Below are 16,031 nucleotides of genomic sequence, written 5' to 3'. Positions count from 1 at the left end.
TGGTCACGCAAACGCCTCTTGCAGGGAATTCAGGGTGTCATATGCGGTTAAATCGGCCCGCAAAGGCGTGACAGAGATGAACCCGTCGTGATTGGCCCCAACATCTGTTTCGGGTTTAACTTCAACATGTTGGTTGCCACCCTTAATCCACAAAAAACGCCGTCCCGACGGGCTGGTTTGGGGTTCAAGTGCGAAGTTGGTGTTCGGGCGCCGCCCTTGGGGGACAACTTTGATGCCTTTGACATCTTTGGCAGGTTTTGGCGGAAAATTGACGTTATAAAACAGGCGATAATCCTGATCCAAATCCCACTTTCCTTGCGCTAAAAGCGTGCGCACGACATGTGCACCATGGCCTGCGGTCGCTTCAAATGGGTCGTCCAGTTTCGCATTATCCGGTCCAAAATATTGTGACAGGGCAATGGCAGGTAAGCCCTGCAATGCGGCCTCCATCGCGGCTCCCAAAGTCCCGGAATAAAGTACATTTTCGGCTGAATTATTGCCCTTGTTGACCCCGGAAAGGATCAAATCTGGTTGGGTGTCTTTCATGACGTCATGCAATCCGGCCAGCACGCAATCAGCGGGGGACCCTTCGGCGGCATAGCGACGATCGCCCAGTTTCGCGATCATGAAAGGGTGGGCATAGCTGATGCAATGGCCAACACCTGATTGCTCAAATGCGGGTGCCACAACCCAAACTTCGCCGTCAGGTCCGGCGATGTCCTGTGCGATATGTTCCAAAACCTTTAGACCCGGCGCGTTGATGCCGTCGTCATTGGTGACCAGAATACGCATGATTGCCCCTTTTTCTTTGCTCCTTCCTAAGCGGGATCAGCGGGGGCGGCAAGCATTGGTCAACGCGACAGTGAACGAGTGTGGCCCCAATGGGCCAGTGCAGGGGCCATGACAAAGATTACCCATTGCGGCATCGGCCAAATGCTGCCGAGCATTGTGGCGCCGTACCATAAAAACAGTCCCGACCAACCGATCTGGATGGCGGCCAGCGCGTAATGCAATGGTAGGTTTTGATGACGCGACAGGAATGCATAGGCGCATGTAAAAACAATGAGGTTCACAGTGACTGCGTGCCACAAAACCATGGCCATTGACCTAAGGTGATCTGCCGGAAGTGTCGCGCGAAAGCTGTCGGCATATTCCGGCCCCCCTAAAAAGACGTGAACCAGTGTTGTCAGCGCCATAAGCGCCGTTACGGCAATAAGAGGTTTAGACATTTTGCGACCTTTGATCGGCATACGGTTACGTATGGTGTATCGCAGGGTGTGAAATGAGTCCATACGGTATGGTATGGTGTGTGAAGTTTATTGAATGTTAACCATACCAATGCGTATGTTGCTGGAACAAATGAAAGTAATGCACGATGACTCAGTCCACGGCCACAAAATCTCTAAACAAAGCTGATTGGATCAGCGCTGGATTCCGAGCATTGGCCAAAGGCGGGCCATCTGCGATCAAAGTGGAACCAATTGCCCGGGAAATAGGTGCAACAAAGGGGTCATTTTATTGGCATTTCAAGGATTTAAAGGCCCTAAAATCCGATATGCTCGCGTTTTGGAAATCCCAGGCCACTGATGCGATCATTGCAGGTCTGGACCAAATTCCACCGGGGCATGGCCGGCTGAGCGCACTGATCGAGGCCGCGTCTTATGTGTCAGAGGAACATGGTGGTTATGTCGCAGAAACGGCAATTCGGGATTGGGCGCGGTTTGACACCGAAGCCGAAGTGGCCGTCGCCAATGTCGATGCAAACCGGATCGCATTCCTAGAAGAGGAGTTGCGGTTGATGGGGCCAAACGCTGCGCAAAAGGCGCGTTTGTTTTACGCCGCACATATCGGATTGGAACAACTGGCCGCCGCAGGCGGGGGCAGTGGTCGAGAAGAGCGATTGATTTTGTTGGATCTGATGTGAGGGGGGCAAACACGGCCCCAATCAAATTTAACCAATAATTTCAGGCAATAGACGCGCAGCTTCGGCGTGAATATCGGCCATACCATCGCGTGGTTCACCGGGATGGAACCGTGCCCGCATCCCCGTCGCCATCGGCTGTGGCGCGACGATTTTCACCTGTGGTCCAGTGCGCACCGTTTCGGCCTGCCAGCTGCGCGCCAATGCCAATTGGGCAACCTTTGTGGCGCCATAAGCGCCGAAATACGCCTCTCCGGCATGGGTATCATCAAAGAAAACAGCCCGCCCATCCGTGCCCAGTAAAGGCGCGACATAAGAAATCAACCGGGCCGTTGCCGTCATGTTTGTAGCGATGGATCGGTCCATATCTTTGGCCGAAATGTCACCGGCTGGGGACAGGGGGGCGGCATGAATGGCGGTGTGAACCCAGAGCGAAACCGCGCCCCAGCGATCAAAAATTGACCGGCATAATTGCTGCATCGCTGCATCCGTTGAGATATCCATCGGGGCGAGGGTGGCTTCGCCACCTTTGGCTTGGATACGGTCATCCAATTCCTCAAGAGCGCCAATGGTTCGGGCCACGGCCACAACGTGATAGTCGGGCGCTAGCGCCTCGGCGAGCGCAGCACCAAGACCGCGGGACGCGCCGGTGACCAGCGCAACTTTGGAAACAGGATCAGTCATGAGACGGGTTTGGTCCGATCATTTGTGAAGGTCAAGAGGGGCGGCCGCTGCTTAGGTCTTTGAGGCATTATGTAGCACGTCAAATTCCGCGCGCGCCGACGTTAGATCCCCAGTTGCGCCAATCCAATCGATAAACCGATCAAAATCTACAGCGGCGTTTTCAAGTTTGAAATCAATGACATGAGTTTTGTCGCGCAAATAAAATTCGATATTTGCTGTGACGGTATCAATGTAATCATGGCAAAAATCCAACAACGGGATGTGTTTGCTTTTGTGTTTTGATTTCATCAAAATGCTGTCGCGATAGGATTTTAGGATGCCTTGCTGGGATCGTTTTGCGTAACTTGCTGCGACCGCCTCTGAATCGCGAGTCAAATGCACATAGGCCGCATCATTCCCATAAGCGCGTTCCAAACGGCCCAGAACCCATGACAATCGATTGTCGATTTCAATGTGATGCGTTGGAAAATCAAACCGGGCAGGGCCGACCTGATGGGTCAGACCTTCGTGTTCGGCGGTGTAATTGTCAAAGTGAGAGCAGGCCTGATACAGGGTCGTTGATCCACAACGCCCTGTATTTAATACAAAAACATTCTTTGGAAATGCCATGACTATTCCGCTGCTTTGAGTTCGAACCCTTTGTCGATCATGTCAGAGGGGGCAACGGGATATTCACCCGAGAAACAGGCGTCGCAATATTTCGGCGCCTTGGGATCGCGTCCATTTGCTTCGCCAACCGCGCGGTAAAGCCCATCAAGCGAGATGAATTTCAAACTATCCACTGCCAAATGCTGACGCATTTCTTCTTCGGTCATGGTCGCGGCCAACAGTTTTTCGCGTTGTGGCGTATCGACCCCATAAAAACAGGGCCAAGCCGTGGGGGGCGACGCAATGCGGAAATGCACTTCTTTGGCGCCCGCATCCAGGATCATTTCCTTGATTTTACGCGATGTGGTGCCACGTACAACGGAATCATCCACCAGAATGATACGTTTGTCTTTGATCAGCGCCCGGTTCACGTTCAGCTTCAGGCGCACACCCATGTTGCGGATGCTTTCGGTGGGTTCAATAAATGTGCGGCCCATATATTGGTTGCGGATGATACCCATTGCATAGGGGATGCCGCTTTCTAGGGAAAAGCCAATCGCGGCCGGGGTGCCGGAATCGGGCACGGGGCAAACCAAATCCGCCTCAACGGGGGATTCTTTGGCCAATTCGCGTCCGATATTTTCGCGAGTTTCATACACAGACCGACCACCAAGGATGGAATCAGGTCGCGAGAAATACACATGTTCAAAGATACAGAACCGAGATTTGCGACGGCGGAATGGGAAATGGCTTTCGACGCCTTTATCCGTAATGACCACCATTTCGCCCGGTTCAATTTCACGGATGAACTCAGCGCCGATGATATCCAGCGCACATGTTTCAGAACTCAGCGCGTAACCATCGCCGATTTTACCCAGTACCAGTGGGCGAACCCCCAGCGGGTCCCGCACACCCATCAATTTGGTCCGGGTCATGGCGACCACGGAAAAGGCGCCTTCGACACGGCGCAGGGCGTCTTCCATACGTTCGGGTATGTTGCGCTGCAGAGACCGCGCCATCAGGTGAATGATGCATTCACTGTCAGATGAGCTTTGAAAAATTGATCCGCGTTCAATCAATTCGCGGCGCAGGGCATCGGCATTGGTGATATTGCCATTATGGGCGATCGCCGCCCCCCCCATGGAAAATTCGCCAAAAAACGGCTGCACATCGCGGATCGCGGTTTGGCCTTTGGACCCGGCGGTGGAATAGCGCACATGGCCAATCCCAAGCGGGCCGGGCAGCATTTTCATCGTGTCTTGGTCGGTGAAATTATCGCGGACATAGCCAAAGCGGCGGACCGAATTGAACCCGGTTTCGGGATCGTGGGTAACAATGCCGCCGGCCTCTTGGCCCCGATGCTGTAGGGCATGCAGCCCCAACGCAAGGAAATTGGCAGCGTCTGAAACGCCGATGACGCCAAAGACGCCACATTCCTCTTTTAACTTATCATCATCAAACGGATGGGCGGGGGGCATGAACAGGTCGGTGGACACGTTTGGCAGCTCCGAGATTCAGTCAGCATGAATTGCGCCCCTCATAGTCAATCAAAGCTGAACTGTCACGAAACTATCATAGATGTTTGTGCAAAAAAGAAGGCCCACACAAAAGTGCGGGCCCAAATCGATTGAATAAGGTGAAAAACGCTGGATTATTGATCCGCGCTTGGTGCTGTTTCGCCTGTGACGGCTTGGCCTGTTTCGCTGCAACCGCCAACCAATTGTTCGTATTGCTTGGTAATCCAACCCAGTGCTTCGTCTGGGTTCCGCTCTTCTAATTGGCCAGTCATACGGGAAAATACCTGTGCAGAACGGCTGTCTTCGACGGGGGGGAACGATTGAGCAGACAGGACGGTGTTGTAGACAAAGAACGCGACCGCCACCAACAAGATGCCACGCAGCACCCCAAACAAGAAACCAAGCCCCTGATCCAAGCCACCCAAAGCGGAACGTTGGATCACCGACGCAAAGAGCGGGGTAAAGATCGACACGACCACCAGGGAAACCGCAAACACGGCGGCAAAGGCGGCGATGATCGACAATTCACACGAATCACCGATGAAGGATCCGATGGCCGGGATTTGGCGCACCAAAGGTTGAACCTGATCGGCAAAGATGAATGCCAGAATGGTTGCGCCGATCCAGCCAGCGATCGCCATGGCTTCGCGCACCAAACCGCGCGAATAGGCCAGCAACGCTGACAGAACAATGACCACGGCAACAATGCCGTCGATATAGGTGAAACCTTCCATGGTTCTCTCCTGTCTTACTTACGCACCAGACACGTCGCGCGCGCCAAAAATTTGTTCTACGAATTCGGGCAAATCCGTCATTTGTTTCAGATCCAGCCCAGCGTCGCCGCCCCGTTTTTTCTGTTGGGGACATATTGCTGTTGTGAAACCAAGTTTTTGGGCTTCTTTCAACCGGTTTTCGGTTTGTGCGACCGGTCGCAGGGCACCTGACAGGCTGATTTCGCCGAAAATGACACAATCTGACGGCAAAGCGGCATCTTCGCGCGCAGAAATCAGCGCCGCCGCCACCGCCAGATCAGCGCCGGTTTCGTTGATCCGCATGCCGCCTGCAACGTTCAGATAGACATCCAGACCGGTAAACGGCACGCCGCACCGGGATTCGAGCACGGCCAGAATCATCGCCAAGCGGCCGCCATCCCAGCCAACCACTGACCGCCGCGCATTGGGGGTCGGGGACGGGGCCACCAGCGCCTGCAATTCGCACAAAACCGGGCGCGACCCTTCGATCCCGGCAAAGACAACCGATCCGGGTGTTGGTTTGCCACGATCCGCCAGAAACAGTGCAGATGGGTTTTTGACCTCGGCCAGACCTTTGCTGGTCATTTCAAACACGCCGATTTCATCCGCAGGGCCAAACCGGTTTTTCACAGCGCGCAACAGGCGGAATTGATGGCCGCGTTCGCCTTCGAAATAAAGCACGGTATCAACCATATGTTCGATCACCCGTGGCCCCGCGATTTGACCGTCTTTGGTCACGTGGCCCACCATGATCACCGCGATGTGGTTGCGTTTGGCAAAGGTCGTCAATTCATGGGCGGCAGATCGCACCTGACTGACCGATCCCGGAGCCGCCTCAACCGTGTCCAGCCACATGGTCTGGATCGAGTCGATGATGACCAAATCAGGGGATTCGTTGTCTAGCGTCGTTAGGATGTCGCGCAGATTGCTTTCGCTGGCCAACAGGACCGGGCTTTCGGTTAGGCCCAGCCGTTCGGCGCGCATTTGCACCTGATTTGTGCTTTCTTCGCCGGAAATATAAATGACTTTCAACCCGTTACGGGCAAATCGCGCGGCGGCTTGCAACAGCAATGTGGATTTCCCGATCCCCGGATCGCCCCCCACCAACAGCGCAGAAGCAGCCACCAGGCCACCGCCCAATACCCGGTCCAATTCGTCCACGCCCGCCGTTGTGCGGGTCGGCGCAGCCTGTTTGGTTGCCAGATCGGTCAGTTCCAGATGTTTGCCCCGGATGCCGCCCATTGCTTTGGAGGATTTAGGCCCATCCGACAGGGGCTTTTCCTCTACAATGGTGTTCCATTCTTTGCACGATTCGCAGCGGCCAGACCATTTGGTGCTGGTTGCACCGCAGGATTGACAGGTAAAATGAGCGGATTTTGTGGATGCTTTGGCCATAGGGGTGTTTTGGCCCAAACCGATTGGCGTGGCTAGTCCTGATTAGCGGGCCTGCGCGGAGTCAGCCCAGAAATCAACAAAGATGCGATGATACAGGCGCTAAACAAATACAGCCCCCAAGCCGTTTCAATCCGGCCAACTCCGACGCCTTTGGCCACAACAATATAGAGCGCAATCAAGAAGATATCCGCCATGGCCAGTTTTCCAAGCCAATTCAATGCAGGCAAAGTGCGCCCGTCCAGCAGCCCAAAATGCACCAAGGCCAGACCGATTGTTTTTAGATAGGGGGCAAATAACGCAAATCCGGTGACCAACAGGGCCAAAATCACGTCGCTGGCCCATAGGGATTGCAGGCCGGAAATGACGCTGATTTCGCTCAATCCAAAGAGGGGTAACAAACCGGCGCGCAACAGGGGGGCGAACCACGCGATTGGAAACAAAATCAAAAGTGTCAGATTGGCCGCTTGTAATATTCTAGTCATCGACGACCCCTCTGAATTTGTTGAGAAATACATTGGGGCGGGGATATCAAATTACAAGTTTCGACCCTATTCCGCGGCGGGTTTTTGACCGATTGGCACAATGTTGGCGCTGTCTTTGCCAAAGGAATATCCCAGCGCGGGCAGGGTGCTGTCCATCACATCTTCGAGCTGCGCCAATTGGCTGGCAACGACGCTTTCTTCCAGCTCAACTTGCTGCGCCCATTTGCGCAACTCGGTTGTGGCATGCAGGGCTTCGACGATCAGTTGCTGCTGGCGTTCCGCCTCTTCTTGGCGCTGTTGCAAAAAGGCGCGGGCACGTGTGACTTTGTCATTGGAATAGACATCGGCCAATTCGCGGCTTTGCTGGCTCATTTGTGCGGCTACTTCTAACACGTCAGGTTCCAAACGTTCCAAATCTGGATGGTCCCGCAAATAGGCCAGACGTTCGCGCACCGCATCAAATTCGGAACTGAGGCTGAAAACCCCAGCGCGGTCAGCCGTGTGGCAGATGTGATAGGCGCGTGCGACGTCTTCTAGTTTGATATGAAAATTGCGATGGCTGTTTTCCAGCGACATGATCCGGCTGTTTGATGGCAGGAAAAACACCATTGAAACCATCAAAATGGTTAACACGATCTGCGTGGCCTGGCCGGCTTCTGGGATATGCCATTCGCCAAAATGCGCGGTAAACGTCAGCCAGGGAACCTGTCCAAAGGCGCTCAGAATTGTGTAAAGAACGGCGCCCAATCCCATGATGAGAATGAGAAAAACCGAAATCAATTGAAACAGACGAATTGTGGTCTGATAAAGAGCCCTGATAGACACGGGATAATCCCCCCCAGGATTACAAATACTGTTAACCATCATAGGCGAGGTTTCGCCGATCACCAAAGGGGAATTCTGTAGCATTTCGCCCATTTGCTGAATTTCCCGTGATCTGTAGCGTAAAAACCGGCAATTCCCGTTGAGAAAGCCGGGCCTCTGAGAATTGTTGGTTTTCTGATCGGATCAAGCGAAGCGATTGTAAACAATGCGGGAAATTCTGGGGGGATTGTTTCTAATTCGGGCGTCGTTTCCTGCGAATCGCGGCCTAAATAAGGCTGTAACCCCAGAGCCCCAGCAAAGCTGACAGCAAAATTCCATGCAGCAGATCAATGCCCCACCAGCGCCGACCTGTTAAAATGCCCGACCCCAGCAACAAGGCAGATGCCAGCAAAAGTGCCGCCATGCCACCTGCATAATTTCTGATTTGCCCGGTGATGATGACAAACAATCCATCAAAGGTCCCGAGTAGGACAGGGACATATTTGCCCGCGATGATTGCGGCACAAAACAGAAAGGCCGCCATTGCCATGCGGCGCGCGTGGTTCCGGGTCACGATGATCCGGATCAGCGCCAGAACGGCAATCAATTCAAGGTACAGCAGTTGTTTATAGCCAAAGAAGGCCGCAACAATCGGATCAATTTCTAAAAAGCCGGGCATTTATCGCAGCGTTTCAATGGGGCCGACGGGGCGGCCATTCACAAACTGGTCCACATAGGGGTCGCCACAGGAATCCAGATCCCCAACCGGCCCGGTCCAGCGAATTTTGCCGTGATGCAGCATCGCGACATCGTCGGCGATGGATCGCACCGAAGACATATCGTGGGTGATCGTAATGGCCGTCGCGCCCATTTCTGTGACGATTTCACGGATCAGATCATTGATGACCCCCGCCATAATCGGGTCGAGCCCGGTGGTCGGTTCGTCAAAAAAGATAATTTTGGGATCGGCCACAATCGCGCGGGCCAACCCAACGCGTTTTTGCATTCCCCCCGACAATTCAGCGGGCAAACGATCCGCAACATCCGGGCCCAGCCCGACACGCCGCAATTTTTCGATCGCGATTTCCCGCGCTTCGGATTTGGAGCGCTTCAACGATCCGCGCAGCAGGCGAAACGACACATTTTGCCAAACCGGCAGGCTGTCAAACAGGGCGGCCCCTTGGAATAACATGCCAAAATTGGACAAAAACGCCGTGTGATCCGTCCGGGTGATGTCATGTCCATCAACGGTGATTTCACCGTGATCAGGCGTGACCAATCCAAGGATGCATTTCAGCAAAACAGACTTACCCGTGCCAGAGCCGCCAATCACAACCAGGCTTTTCCCTTGGGGGACGGCTACATTAACACCGCGCAATACTGCGTTGTTTCCAAATGATTTATGAACGTCTGAAAGTGTGATCATGAGGAAAAGAACGCCTCGGTCAGGGCAAAGTTCGCCGCGAGGATCAACACCGCCGCCGCAACGACGGAGGATTTGGTGGCTTGGCCAACCCCCATCGCGCCGCGTTGTGAATTCATCCCGTAATAACAGCCCATCAAGGCCGCGATAAAGCCAAAGGCCGCGCCTTTGACGAGGGATGAAATGATGTCGATCTGTTCGAGGAAATTCACTGTGTTGATCGCATAGGTTGACGCGTTAAATCCAAGCCGCTCTGTACCAACGACATAGCCGCCCAAAATACCGATCACATCTCCGACGCCGACCAATATAGGCACAACCAAAGTGGCGGCCAAAACACGTGGCAGCGTGAGGTATTTCATCGGATTGGTCGACAACGTGACCAAAGCGTCGATCTGTTCGGTGACTTTCATCGTCGCGATTTCCGCCGCAATCGATGATGTCACCCGCGCAGCGATCATCAGCCCGACCATCACGGGCCCCAATTCACGCACAACGCCGATGGCCACGATCTGAGGAACAACCGCTTCGGCGGAAAAACGTGCGCCGCCTGCATAGATCTGCAACGCCAATGCGCCGCCGGTGAAAAAGGCAGTTAATCCAACTACGGGCAGGGAAAACCACCCGATCTGCATGATGGCGAGGCCAAATTCACGTGGATAAAACGGTGGTCGCACCAAATGGCTCAGGCTGTTGGCCGTAAACAGGAAAAACCGACCTAACGCGGCCAGCAATCCGATGCCCCAACGCCCAATAGCTGCCAAAGGTTCGGTGACGTTCATTCTGCGGGTCCGATTGGGCCATAACGCCGGCGATAACGGGGCCCCATTGAGGTCAGAATTTCATAGCCAATTGTTCCGGCAATTTCGGCCAGATCATCCACGCCTTGATCAGGGGTTAATAGGGACAGGTGGCTGGGGACTTCATCCAAATCCGTGACATCCACGGTCAGCAGATCCATCGACACGCGCCCGCGCAACGGACAGGGTGAGGATCCAGACCACAAGGTCACATTGTCAGACAGGGACCGCAGCAATCCATCCGCATAACCGGCTGAAAGAGTTGCGATTTTCGAATCGCGTGGGGCGATCCATGTGTTGGAATAGCCAACGCTTTCACCAGCCAAAACTTCGCGGGTTTGAATGATGGGAATGTCCAACTGAACCACCGGAGCGGCCTGTTCGAACGGAAACCCACCATATAGCCCGACACCGGGACGACACAGGTCAAAATGATAGTCTGACCCCAGCAAAATACCGCCGGTTGCGGCCAGCGATCTGGGCACATCGATGCCATCCGTCATCAGCTGAAACTGGGTCAGCTGCTGGGCATTCATCGGATGGTCCGGTTCATCTGCGCAGGCGAGGTGGCTCATGACCAGCATCGGTTTTGCGTTCAGCGCCGTTTCGGCAATGCTGGCCCATTCGGTCAATTCCATGCCCAGACGGTTCATGCCTGTATCCAGCTGAATGCCAAACGGGCGTCCCGGCATGGCGTCCAGATGCCGTTTTAACTGACGCGGCGAATTGATCATCGGGGTCAGGTGCAAATCCGACAACATATCGGTGTCACCGGCGCAATGCCCTGAAAAGATGCAGATTTCCGGGTTCGGACCCAAGGCCTGACGCACTTGGGCACCTTCTTCGGCGGCGGCAACAAAAAACTTACGTGCGCCCGCTTTGTGCAAAGCGCGGGCCATTTTCCCCGCTCCAAGCCCATATCCATCCGCCTTTACAACAGCCGCAGTTTCGCAAGCTGTCATGGCATCCAGCGCCCGCCAATTGGCAGCCACCGCATCGAGATCAATTGTTAAGATACCTGTACTCATCCGCGTGTTTTTGACATCCGCACCACTGAGGTCAAGCGAAAGATCAGAAACCAACGTCCTGATCACCGCCCTGTTGCCATTGCTGAACCAAATTGCCAAATCGGGTGAATTGCGGCTCAAACGACAAATTCACAGTTCCGATGGGACCGTGACGTTGTTTGCCAACGATCACTTCGGCTTTGCCGTGCAGATTGGCCATTTCGCCCTGCCACGTTTCCATTGCCACCAAATCGGATTCATCGGGCTTTTCACGCTCTTTGTAATACTCACCCCGATACACAAACATCACCACATCGGCATCTTGCTCGATCGACCCCGATTCCCTGAGGTCAGACAGTTGCGGGCGTTTGTCATCGCGGCTTTCGACCTGACGTGACAACTGCGACAGGGCAATCACCGGGATGTTCAATTCCTTGGCGATCGCTTTCATCCCCATCGAAATTTCGGCGATTTCGTTCACGCGGTTTTCCGCCGTGCCCCGACATAGTTGCAAATAGTCGATCACCAACAGATCAAGCCCGTAGGATCGTTTCAACCGGCGTGCACGTGCGGCCAGTTGTGAAATTGGCAGGGCAGGCGTGTCATCAATATAAAGCGGGCAGCTTTCCAGCTCTTTCGCCGCTTCGACAAAGCGACGGAATTCGTCCTCTTGGAAATCACCCTGACGGATTTTATGGGACGAAATTTCAGCCGCCTCGGCCAGAATCCGGCCAGCCAGCTGTTCTGCGCTCATCTCAAGTGAGAAAAAACCGACCACGCCGCCATCCACCGCGCCTTCGACGCCGTCATGGTTGATGCCCTTTTTATAGGCTTTGGCCACATTATAGGCGATGTTGGTCGCCAAAGAGGTTTTCCCCATTGATGGGCGACCGGCAAGGATCAACAAATCCGACGGGTGCAGGCCACCCAGCTGTTTGTCCAAATCCGCCAGCCCCGTGGAAATACCGGCCATGCCGCCACCACGTTGATAGGCTTGGTTTGCCACATTCACCGCCTCGGTGACCGATTTCAGGAACGATTGGAACCCGCTTTCGGTTTGGCCCTGTTCAGCCAATTTATAAAGCGATTGTTCGGCTTCGACGATCTGTTCTTTGGGTTCGGATTTCACATCGACCAACTGCGCCTTGGCGGCGATGTCGTTGCCCAGGCTGATCAATTCGCGCCGGATCGCAAAATCATAGATCATCTGGGCGTAATCGCGCACCGCAAAGGTCGAAATCGCCGCCCCGGCGAGACGGGCCAGATAGGCGGTGCCGCCCAGTTCTTTCAGGCCTTCTTCTTCTTCCAAAAAGGCCTTCAACGTGACGGGCGAGGCAAGCGCGTTTTTCGAAATGCGCGCTGCGGCCACTTCGTAGATACGGGCATGAACAGGGTCATAGAAATGTTCAGGGCCGATGATTGACGCAGCCCGGTCATACATGTCGTTGTTGGTCAGGATTGCACCCAACAATTGCTGTTCGGCTTCGATGGAATGGGGCAATTCACCGGATGCGCCGGATTCTTCGATACCCGTTGCGTTAAACGCCGCTATTTCATTCATAAAGCCACCCTGTCTCTGCCCCGTGCTGCGTGACATACCGCATAGGTTTGTTATGCAGCAAATTGTATATTTTTGTGGATAACTCGCACATCCCACATGATGGGGGTGCAAGGGGTATTTCGTCAATATAGGCTATGGTTTCGTCTATATTTCGGTCACAAATAGTTAACGATTAGCCTTTTGGCGCCCAGTCTTTGGGGGCGCGCAAGAAGGTTTCAACCTCGTCTAGCGTTTCCGTATCAAAGGCGTTTTGCGCGCGCGCTTCGGCCAGAACATCCCACCATGTGCATAGCGAAATCAACTGAACACCGTGATCGCCCAACACTTTGGTCGTTTCTGGGAAAATATCGTAATAGAAAATTACCGCCGTGGCGGCGCAGGTGGCCCCGGTTTCGCGGATTGCGTCGACAAAGGACAGTTTTGAACCGCCATCGGTGGTCAGGTCTTCGACCAATAGCACGCGCTGGCCTTCGCTCATTGCGCCTTCGATGCGGGCGTTGCGGCCGTAACCTTTGGGTTTTTTGCGCACATAGGTCATGGGCAGCGCCATACGTTCAGCCACAAAAGCCGCAAACGGAATGCCGGCCGTTTCACCACCTGCAATGTTGTCAAAGGCCTCAAACCCGGCTTCGCGCATGGTGGTGACTGTCAGGAAATCCATCAAAGTGGATCGAATGCGCGGATAAGAGATCAGTTTGCGACAATCGATATAGGTCGGGGCCTGTTTGCCGCTGGCATGGGTGAACGGTTCACGTGCGTTAAAATGTACCGCGCCAATTTCCAGCAACATCCGGGCGGTCAGGCGTGCGATTTCGTCCTTCGGGGGGAAGCTGCTGGGAATCATATTACATCTCTTTGTCAGTGGGTTATGGGGTGTTCTTAATCTTCTACATGCCAATGAAGCGGGAAACCCGGATCAAAGACAGTGACCGGGCCTTCGCCGGTCTGAATGGTGTCTGGATAGGTGACAACATCGCCACGCACCAATGTGATCGTGTCTTCGTTTGGGGGCAAATTATAGAATTTAGGCCCAGACAAAGATGCGAATTGTTCGAGGTTCTTCAATTTGCCCGCCACATCGAACACTTCGGCGAGGCAGGACATCGTGTTGATCGATGAAAACACACCCGCGCAGCCACAGGCCTGCAATTTGTTGGGGTCCGTATGCGGCGCACTATCGGTGCCCAGGAAAAACCGCGGATCGCCGGACACAGCCGCCTGAACCAAAGCCACGCGATGCTGTTCACGTTTGGCCACAGGCAAGCAATAATAATGAGGGCGAATGCCACCGGCCAGGATGTTGTTGCGGTTGATGATCAGATGATGCGTGGTGATCGTCGCGCCTAGGTTTTTGCGATGATCACGCACGTAATCCACCGCATCCTGCGTGGTCACATGTTCCATCACCACTCGCAGATCGGGGTTCTTTTTGCGGATCGGTTTCAACACTTTGTCGATGAAAACCGCTTCGCGATCAAAAATGTCGACAGCGGGGTCGGTCACTTCGCCATGGACACAGAGCGGCATGCCAATTTCGGCCATTTTATCCAGAACCGGGCGCACCCGGTCAAAATCACGCACGCCACTGTTGGAATTTGTGGTTGCCCCCGCAGGGTAAAGTTTTACCGCAGTTGCGATGCCGTCCGCATGGGCGCGTTCCACATCGGCTGGATCTGTCTCTTCGGTCAGATACAGGGTCATCAGCGGGGTGAATGACATGCCATCGGGCAGGGCGGCCATGATGCGATCGCGATAATAAGAAGCCTGCGTGGCTGTCACCACGGGGGGCACCAGATTGGGCATGATGATCGCGCGGCCAAAATGCGCAGCGGTATGGGGCAGCACGCCTTTGAGCATCTCTGCGTCACGAAGGTGCAGGTGCCAGTCATCAGGACGGCGGATTGTCAGGCGGGAAATCGGTGCATCTGTCATGGCACCGTCCTACACAATCTGAGGAAATGACGCCAGTCGCTACTCGGCTGGTTCTTGCAATTCCATCATGAATTCCGGTGTTATCACACCTTTCCCGATCATTTCTTCGATCTTGCGTCCAAAATGCGGTCGGTTGTTTTCACGTAGAATCGCCCGACACCATTTTGCTGCGCGTAATGGCTGATTCTGCTCTTCGAGCTTGGTCAGCGTGGCGCGCAGATAAGGCAGGCGGCGTTGGCGGGCACGATAGAGTTTGGCAAAGCTGTGCACATTCAGTGTGCCCTCCATCGCCTGATCAATGACAGGTTCAAAGATGCCCATTGCATCCATTTCGCGGTCAATTTTCCAGCCCAGACGGGGGGTGCGCAGGGACGTCACATTGGGGCGCGTGAACAAAGCTGCATGCATCGCGTCCTGAACCTGATCGGGATCATGAATGACCCATGCCTTTTCGGCGGCATCGATCATGTCAGGGGCAAAGCCATAGCGATCCGTAAACGATGTGCGACGCAATTCTTTGTGGCGTTTGTCCCAGCCTGTGACGGCAGGGTCCAATGTGGCCCAGGGCCGAATGGCCAAAACATGCGCACCGGGGGCCGCAACTGAATAGGCCGCTGCACCATAGGCCCCGGAATGGGCGCCGACAAACAGCACCTGATCAAAATCCTCAAAGAAGCCATCATCAACCAACCGGTCAAAATAGCCATAGACTGCGCGATGCCGGAAAAACGTATCGCCATCCGCCAGAATCGTCAGCGAGGACCAGCCGTGTTTACGCGCAAAGCGCCAGCCAAACGGTTCTTCGGCGCGGTTGCCGCGTCGGATATGTTGGATGGTTTCAAAACAAACGATCAGTTTGGGGCCTGCATCAATGAAGGCAGCGGAATGATCTGGGCCAAGTGGTTCAAAATAGCCAAGTTCTTCGGCGATTTCGTCGACAGCATCCAGCCAATCCTGCGCTTCCATATCTGTCAAATCAGATTCGATTTCTACGCCTGTTTGCACGCCAGTATTCATTCAATTTGTCCCGTTTTGGTCCCGTGTCGGTTTTTGATCTAATTGGATCATACCCGTTTGCCCAAAATTGACCACCAAATGCGGCAAGAACTGGCCGGTTAGGGGACGAGTTGAAGGAGTTTAGGTTAACAAAACCTAAATGCTGCCA

18 protein-coding genes are annotated in these 16,031 nt (G+C 54.2%); 1 reads left to right on the top strand and 17 read right to left on the bottom strand.

Annotated features, from left to right (window positions below; genetic code table 11):
• Window positions 1-3 precede the first annotated feature (3 nt).
• Together surE and AB1F12_RS09830 are read right to left on the bottom strand one after the other, a co-directional pair.
• Window positions 4-792 (bottom strand): 5'/3'-nucleotidase SurE, encoded by a 789-nt coding sequence (surE, locus tag AB1F12_RS09835; protein ID WP_368183899.1) that lies wholly within the window; start codon window positions 790-792, stop codon window positions 4-6.
• Window positions 793-851: 59 nt separating this feature from the next.
• Window positions 852-1,229, bottom strand: a complete 378-nt coding sequence (locus tag AB1F12_RS09830) for a hypothetical protein (protein ID WP_368183897.1) — start codon at window positions 1,227-1,229, stop codon at window positions 852-854.
• A 146-nt stretch (window positions 1,230-1,375) separates the two neighbouring features.
• On the opposite strand from AB1F12_RS09830, the gene AB1F12_RS09825 reads away from it, so the two are divergent.
• Window positions 1,376-1,924 carry a TetR/AcrR family transcriptional regulator gene (locus AB1F12_RS09825; RefSeq protein WP_368183894.1) on the top strand — a complete coding sequence of 183 codons (549 nt, stop codon included), beginning with the start codon at window positions 1,376-1,378 and terminating at the stop codon, window positions 1,922-1,924.
• Window positions 1,925-1,951: 27 nt separating this feature from the next.
• Here AB1F12_RS09825 and AB1F12_RS09820 read toward each other — a convergent pair whose 3' ends face one another.
• The 15 genes from AB1F12_RS09820 to AB1F12_RS09750 all read right to left on the bottom strand — a co-directional run bounded on the left by AB1F12_RS09820 (window position 1,952) and on the right by AB1F12_RS09750 (window position 15,883).
• Window positions 1,952-2,605: an SDR family NAD(P)-dependent oxidoreductase gene (locus tag AB1F12_RS09820; RefSeq protein ID WP_368183893.1), complete on the bottom strand. Its 654-nt coding sequence runs from the start codon at window positions 2,603-2,605 to the stop codon at window positions 1,952-1,954.
• A gap of 51 nt (window positions 2,606-2,656) precedes the next feature.
• On the bottom strand, window positions 2,657-3,214 hold the full coding sequence (locus AB1F12_RS09815; RefSeq protein WP_368183892.1) for a hypothetical protein: 558 nt from the start codon (window positions 3,212-3,214) through the stop codon (window positions 2,657-2,659).
• 2 nt (window positions 3,215-3,216) lie between these two features.
• A complete protein-coding gene (gene purF / locus AB1F12_RS09810; RefSeq protein WP_368188338.1) occupies window positions 3,217-4,671 on the bottom strand; it encodes an amidophosphoribosyltransferase in 1,455 nt (484 codons plus the stop codon).
• A 173-nt stretch (window positions 4,672-4,844) separates the two neighbouring features.
• Window positions 4,845-5,444, bottom strand: a complete 600-nt coding sequence (locus AB1F12_RS09805) for a CvpA family protein (RefSeq protein WP_368183890.1) — start codon at window positions 5,442-5,444, stop codon at window positions 4,845-4,847.
• Between the two features lie 18 nt (window positions 5,445-5,462).
• Complete coding sequence (gene radA / locus AB1F12_RS09800; protein ID WP_368183889.1) at window positions 5,463-6,857, bottom strand: DNA repair protein RadA; 1,395 nt, start codon at window positions 6,855-6,857, stop codon at window positions 5,463-5,465.
• Between the two features lie 32 nt (window positions 6,858-6,889).
• On the bottom strand, window positions 6,890-7,339 hold the full coding sequence (locus AB1F12_RS09795) for a paraquat-inducible protein A (RefSeq protein ID WP_368183887.1): 450 nt from the start codon (window positions 7,337-7,339) through the stop codon (window positions 6,890-6,892).
• A 66-nt stretch (window positions 7,340-7,405) separates the two neighbouring features.
• Complete coding sequence (locus AB1F12_RS09790; protein ID WP_368183884.1) at window positions 7,406-8,164, bottom strand: DNA repair protein; 759 nt, start codon at window positions 8,162-8,164, stop codon at window positions 7,406-7,408.
• A 265-nt stretch (window positions 8,165-8,429) separates the two neighbouring features.
• Complete coding sequence (locus AB1F12_RS09785; RefSeq protein ID WP_368183882.1) at window positions 8,430-8,822, bottom strand: hypothetical protein; 393 nt, start codon at window positions 8,820-8,822, stop codon at window positions 8,430-8,432.
• Window positions 8,823-9,569, bottom strand: a complete 747-nt coding sequence (locus AB1F12_RS09780) for an ABC transporter ATP-binding protein (protein ID WP_368183880.1) — start codon at window positions 9,567-9,569, stop codon at window positions 8,823-8,825.
• Window positions 9,566-10,348 (bottom strand): MlaE family ABC transporter permease, encoded by a 783-nt coding sequence (locus tag AB1F12_RS09775; RefSeq protein WP_368183878.1) that lies wholly within the window; start codon window positions 10,346-10,348, stop codon window positions 9,566-9,568. Before AB1F12_RS09775 ends, AB1F12_RS09780 begins: the two co-directional genes overlap by 4 nt.
• A complete protein-coding gene (gene alr / locus AB1F12_RS09770; RefSeq protein ID WP_368183875.1) occupies window positions 10,345-11,394 on the bottom strand; it encodes an alanine racemase in 1,050 nt (349 codons plus the stop codon). Before alr ends, AB1F12_RS09775 begins: the two co-directional genes overlap by 4 nt.
• Window positions 11,395-11,437: 43 nt before the next feature.
• The gene (locus AB1F12_RS09765) at window positions 11,438-12,934 is read right to left on the bottom strand and encodes a replicative DNA helicase (RefSeq protein ID WP_368183873.1); all 1,497 of its coding nucleotides are present in this window, start codon (window positions 12,932-12,934) and stop codon (window positions 11,438-11,440) included.
• 172 nt (window positions 12,935-13,106) lie between these two features.
• On the bottom strand, window positions 13,107-13,778 hold the full coding sequence (locus AB1F12_RS09760; protein ID WP_368183872.1) for an orotate phosphoribosyltransferase: 672 nt from the start codon (window positions 13,776-13,778) through the stop codon (window positions 13,107-13,109).
• Between the two features lie 35 nt (window positions 13,779-13,813).
• Window positions 13,814-14,866, bottom strand: coding sequence for a dihydroorotase (gene pyrC, locus AB1F12_RS09755; protein WP_368183870.1), 1,053 nt, complete (start codon window positions 14,864-14,866; stop codon window positions 13,814-13,816).
• A gap of 39 nt (window positions 14,867-14,905) precedes the next feature.
• On the bottom strand, window positions 14,906-15,883 hold the full coding sequence (locus tag AB1F12_RS09750) for a hypothetical protein (RefSeq protein ID WP_368183869.1): 978 nt from the start codon (window positions 15,881-15,883) through the stop codon (window positions 14,906-14,908).
• Window positions 15,884-16,031: the final 148 nt, after the last annotated feature.

Source organism: Aestuariibius sp. HNIBRBA575 (genome assembly GCF_040932005.1).
Classification (GTDB): domain Bacteria; phylum Pseudomonadota; class Alphaproteobacteria; order Rhodobacterales; family Rhodobacteraceae; genus CANLNM01.
The sequence above is the reverse complement of the archived record's forward strand: the minus strand, read 5'-3'. Positions and strand labels throughout refer to the sequence as shown.

Excerpts from the sequence above, each read along its gene's own strand:
- AB1F12_RS09825 (WP_368183894.1), top strand. The coding sequence starts at position 1,376 with ATGACTCAGTCCACGGCCACAAAATCTCTAAACAAAGCTGATTGGATC.
- AB1F12_RS09765 (WP_368183873.1), bottom strand. The coding sequence starts at position 12,934 with ATGAATGAAATAGCGGCGTTTAACGCAACGGGTATCGAAGAATCCGGC.
- AB1F12_RS09785 (WP_368183882.1), bottom strand. The coding sequence starts at position 8,822 with ATGCCCGGCTTTTTAGAAATTGATCCGATTGTTGCGGCCTTCTTTGGC.
- AB1F12_RS09820 (WP_368183893.1), bottom strand. The coding sequence starts at position 2,605 with ATGACTGATCCTGTTTCCAAAGTTGCGCTGGTCACCGGCGCGTCCCGC.
- AB1F12_RS09775 (WP_368183878.1), bottom strand. The coding sequence starts at position 10,348 with ATGAACGTCACCGAACCTTTGGCAGCTATTGGGCGTTGGGGCATCGGA.
- AB1F12_RS09750 (WP_368183869.1), bottom strand. The coding sequence starts at position 15,883 with ATGAATACTGGCGTGCAAACAGGCGTAGAAATCGAATCTGATTTGACA.
- AB1F12_RS09815 (WP_368183892.1), bottom strand. The coding sequence starts at position 3,214 with ATGGCATTTCCAAAGAATGTTTTTGTATTAAATACAGGGCGTTGTGGA.
- AB1F12_RS09795 (WP_368183887.1), bottom strand. The coding sequence starts at position 7,339 with ATGACTAGAATATTACAAGCGGCCAATCTGACACTTTTGATTTTGTTT.
- pyrC (WP_368183870.1), bottom strand. The coding sequence starts at position 14,866 with ATGACAGATGCACCGATTTCCCGCCTGACAATCCGCCGTCCTGATGAC.
- radA (WP_368183889.1), bottom strand. The coding sequence starts at position 6,857 with ATGGCCAAAGCATCCACAAAATCCGCTCATTTTACCTGTCAATCCTGC.
- purF (WP_368188338.1), bottom strand. The coding sequence starts at position 4,671 with ATGCCCCCCGCCCATCCGTTTGATGATGATAAGTTAAAAGAGGAATGT.
- surE (WP_368183899.1), bottom strand. The coding sequence starts at position 792 with ATGCGTATTCTGGTCACCAATGACGACGGCATCAACGCGCCGGGTCTA.
- AB1F12_RS09760 (WP_368183872.1), bottom strand. The coding sequence starts at position 13,778 with ATGATTCCCAGCAGCTTCCCCCCGAAGGACGAAATCGCACGCCTGACC.
- AB1F12_RS09830 (WP_368183897.1), bottom strand. The coding sequence starts at position 1,229 with ATGTCTAAACCTCTTATTGCCGTAACGGCGCTTATGGCGCTGACAACA.
- alr (WP_368183875.1), bottom strand. The coding sequence starts at position 11,394 with ATGAGTACAGGTATCTTAACAATTGATCTCGATGCGGTGGCTGCCAAT.
- AB1F12_RS09780 (WP_368183880.1), bottom strand. The coding sequence starts at position 9,569 with ATGATCACACTTTCAGACGTTCATAAATCATTTGGAAACAACGCAGTA.
- AB1F12_RS09805 (WP_368183890.1), bottom strand. The coding sequence starts at position 5,444 with ATGGAAGGTTTCACCTATATCGACGGCATTGTTGCCGTGGTCATTGTT.